Source organism: Mucilaginibacter sp. P4_G9 (genome assembly GCF_056400985.1).
On the sequence record NZ_JBFUKF010000452.1, the window covers coordinates 1 to 3,874 of the forward strand.

Below are 3,874 nucleotides of genomic sequence, written 5' to 3' on the forward strand. Positions count from 1 at the left end.
CTGGCGGTCCGAAAAAAGACTTAGGCACTGCTGATTTCGCTTTCACTGGCGGTCCGAAAAAAGACTTAGGCACTGCTGATTTCGCTTTCACTGGCGGTCCGAAAAAAGACTTAGGCACTGCTGATTTCGCTTTCACWGGCGGTCCGAAAAAAGACTTRGGTACTGCTGATTTCGCTTTCACAGGCGGTCCGAAAAAAGACTTAGGCACTGCTGACTTTGCTTTCACTGGCGGCCCGAAAAAAGACTTAGGTACTGCTGACTTTGCTTTCACTGGCGGCCCGAAAAAAGACTTAGGTACTGCTGACTTCGCTTTCACTGGCGGTCCGAAAAAAGACTTAGGTACTGCTGACTTCGCTTTCACTGGCGGTCCGAAAAAAGATTTAGGTACTGCTGACTTTGCTTTCACTGGTGGTCCGAAAAAAGATTTAGGTACTGCTGATTTCGCAGCATAATCAAATTATCTGCTGTCAACAATTTCAACAAAGTACTAATGCAATAACATTATGAAAAAGATCATCATCGCAATAGTCATCATATTAACTTCGGGTATAACTGCTTATTCATTAAGCACTAAAGAAAATACCAATACAAACTCAAAGGTAAAAACCGAAGCCGAGTCCTTTACGGCCAAAGCAGGCCACGGCCCCAAAGCTGACCTTGGCACAGCCGATTAATTTTTAGCATATAGTAACCTGCAGGTTGATGTGTTCTTCAACCTTTTACGGGCACCGGTGCGATATCAAGCGCATACACCTTTCTCTCTTAACAGCCGGCAAATAAATCAAGCTCCCCCCTTGGTTTATACGGTGTTAGCTTTCACGATGGAAAAATACAAAACAAGCCCTACCTTTAGCGCGATGTTTACCTATTTGAAAATTGTGCCGGTTGGCATCATGATATCTTTAATAGCTGGGTTTACACTTAAAAAAAATCTAAACCAATTAACGTAAACGCATAGATCTAAACATAACTAATTAAATATGAAAAAAGTAACGGGCCTGGGCGGCGTATTTTTTAAATGCGATGACCCAAAAGGTATGAACGAATGGTATGCCAAAAATCTTGGATTGCCTGCCAGTGAATACGGAACTACATTTGAGTGGCGGCAAGCAGATGATCCGTTGAAAACAGGATCCACATCCTGGTGCACGTTTCCGCAGGATACCAAATATTTCAATCCCTCGACTAAGCCATTTATGATTAATTACCGGGTAGAAAACCTCGCTACGCTGGTAGATGAACTAAAAAAGGATAACGTGACCATTATTGATGAGATTGCGGAATATGACTATGGCAAATTCGTCCATGTGCTCGATCCGGAAGGGAACGTTATTGAGCTTTGGGAACCAAAAGATGAGTTGGATCAGGATAACGTGGCAGGGTAAACATAGCTCACATATCGAATACAGTGATGCTTTTGCCCCCATCGCTGTATTCGATATAAGGGGGAGATAATCCCTTTAAGATTTGCCTTTATCCACTGTTTGATTTTCTTTAATTCGCCTCCGGGGACTCGTCCCGACGGTACTTTTCCTGTTTGCAGATATAAACCGCCCCCTTTTTACCTGACCCGCGCTAACGTCGAATGCTGCCAGGCTATCCTGCCAGGTAACATATTTTCCGGGTAGGCTTTTAATCACACAACACCTTATATATACAGCAAATAAAGCAGCCCTGTCAATTCCTGCCACCTAAATCAATAAACATCAATATATTTGCCGCAAACTTGATAATATGCAGCACATAAAGCAATATGTTGATGAGCACAGGCAACGTTTCCTCGACGAATTATTTGCCCTATTGCGTTTCCCATCGGTTAGTGCCGATCCTAAATACAAAACCGATGTATTAAATACTGCCGGCTATGTTGCGCAGAAACTGCGCGATGCCGGTGCCGATAATGTGGAGATATGCCAAACAGCAGGCTACCCTATAGTTTATGGCGAAAAAATAATTGGTGCCGGCAAACCTACCGTTTTGGTTTACGGTCATTACGATGTGCAGCCTGCAGATCCGCTGGAGCTGTGGAAAACTCCCCCCTTTGAGCCTACCATTCGCGATGGCAAAATTTATGCCCGTGGCGCCTGTGATGATAAGGGCCAGTTTTATATGCATGTAAAGGCATTTGAACTGATGATGCAAACCGATACCCTGCCCTGCAATATCAAATTCATGATTGAAGGAGAGGAAGAAGTTGGCTCATCTAACCTTGAAATTTTTGTAAAAGCAAATAAAGAAAAGCTAAAGGCCGATGTGGTGCTGATATCTGATACATCGATGATAAGTATGGAGCATCCATCCTTAGAAACCGGCTTACGTGGATTATCATACCTTGAAGTTGAAGTAACCGGCCCCAACAGGGATTTGCACTCGGGCGTATATGGTGGTGCGGTGGCCAACCCAATCACCATCTTATCAAAGATGATAGCCTCTCTTCATGATGAAAACAACCACATCACCATCCCCGGTTTTTATGATAGCGTAATTGAGCTTACACCCGCCGAACGCACCGCCCTTAACAATGCGCCATACGATGAAGCAGCATACAAAACCGACCTTGATGTAACTGAACTTTGGGGCGAAAAAGGATATACCACCTTTGAACGCACCGGCACGCGTCCTACTCTTGAGATTAACGGTATATGGGGTGGCTACATTGGTGAAGGCGCCAAAACCGTATTGCCATCAAAGGCCCATGCCAAAATCTCGATGCGCCTGGTGCCTAATCAAACATCAGATGCCATAACCGAACTATTTACCAAACATTTCCTAAGTATAGCGCCGGCCAACGTGAAGGTAAAAGTAACCCCGCACCACAGCGGCGAACCGGCGGTAACACCAACCGACAGCATTGCTTACCGCGCGGCCCAAAAAGCCATTACCGAATCGTTTGGTAAAGAGCCAATCCCCACCCGCGGCGGGGGCAGCATCCCTATTGTTGCCTTGTTTGAGGCCGAGCTTGGCCTTAAAACTGTATTGATGGGTTTTGGCCTGGATAGCGATGCCCTGCACTCGCCTAATGAAAAGTATGACATTTTCAACTACTATAAAGGAATTGAAACAATACCATTGTTTCATAAGTATTTTGCGGAGCTGAGCAAGTAGTTGGCTTTGGATACAATATTTTTTAGATAAAAGACGAAGGGAAATTATTATCCCTCTAAGAGGCTGTCTAAAATAAAGAACAGGTCGTCATTGCTATAGCTAAAATCCGGGGACTCTGGAGGAAAGAAATGACAAATCGGCGAAAGACTTACGAAGTTTCAAAAACTTCGTAAGTCTGGGGTTCTACAACTTGTCATAGGTAGGCACGAAGCAATCCCAAACTATGCAGATCGGATTTGTAAAGCTACTCTGTAAGGCGGGGATTGCTTCGTGCCTCGCAATGACGCGTGTTTTTGTGCTTCATTAGAAACACAAAAACATTAATAAATCAAATTTAGACAGCTTCTCAGGTTAAAGAAAATACCCAAGTTTTTCACGCAAAGACGCCAGAACGTAAAAAAATAAGCAAGTTGCTTTGCGTCTTCGTGTCTTTGCGTGAAACTTTTTTTTATTTTAATGACATTACGCGGCACTCCGCCGCAGGACATATCGCCATCATACCTGTGGACTTTCGAAATAAATTATTTTTGTTTGAGTTAAAATTAAAAAAAATTAAAAAGCTACCTTTCTTACTTAAAAAAAGAACTTACCGTATTCTCTAAGATAAGTTTCCATGCCTATTTATATGCATATATTAAAATTCTTATTTCGGCCTTTGAACAATCGTTACTTATTTATTAATAGATTTTTATAATTAAAATATACTTATTTTTCTTCTTTTGCCGTATTTTATTATAACTATCCAAGTCCCCGTCAGTTTGACATATAT

The 3,874-nt window shown here is 42.7% G+C and carries 4 protein-coding genes; all 4 read left to right on the top strand.

The genetic code is table 11. The features are described 5' to 3' along the window. A partial coding sequence (locus AC1DPZ_RS23540; RefSeq protein ID WP_477408048.1) for a hypothetical protein occupies window positions 1-452 on the top strand: 452 nt, incomplete at its 5' end. 51 nt (window positions 453-503) lie between these two features. Then, window positions 504-674, top strand: a complete 171-nt coding sequence (locus tag AC1DPZ_RS23545) for a hypothetical protein (protein ID WP_477408050.1) — start codon at window positions 504-506, stop codon at window positions 672-674. 306 nt (window positions 675-980) lie between these two features. Beyond that, window positions 981-1,385, top strand: coding sequence for a VOC family protein (locus tag AC1DPZ_RS23550; RefSeq protein WP_477408052.1), 405 nt, complete (start codon window positions 981-983; stop codon window positions 1,383-1,385). Between the two features lie 349 nt (window positions 1,386-1,734). After that, the gene (locus AC1DPZ_RS23555) at window positions 1,735-3,105 is read left to right on the top strand and encodes a dipeptidase (protein WP_477408054.1); all 1,371 of its coding nucleotides are present in this window, start codon (window positions 1,735-1,737) and stop codon (window positions 3,103-3,105) included. The last annotated feature ends 769 nt before the right edge of the window (window positions 3,106-3,874 follow it).

Excerpts from the sequence above, each read along its gene's own strand:
- AC1DPZ_RS23545 (WP_477408050.1), top strand. The coding sequence starts at position 504 with ATGAAAAAGATCATCATCGCAATAGTCATCATATTAACTTCGGGTATA.
- AC1DPZ_RS23550 (WP_477408052.1), top strand. The coding sequence starts at position 981 with ATGAAAAAAGTAACGGGCCTGGGCGGCGTATTTTTTAAATGCGATGAC.
- AC1DPZ_RS23555 (WP_477408054.1), top strand. The coding sequence starts at position 1,735 with ATGCAGCACATAAAGCAATATGTTGATGAGCACAGGCAACGTTTCCTC.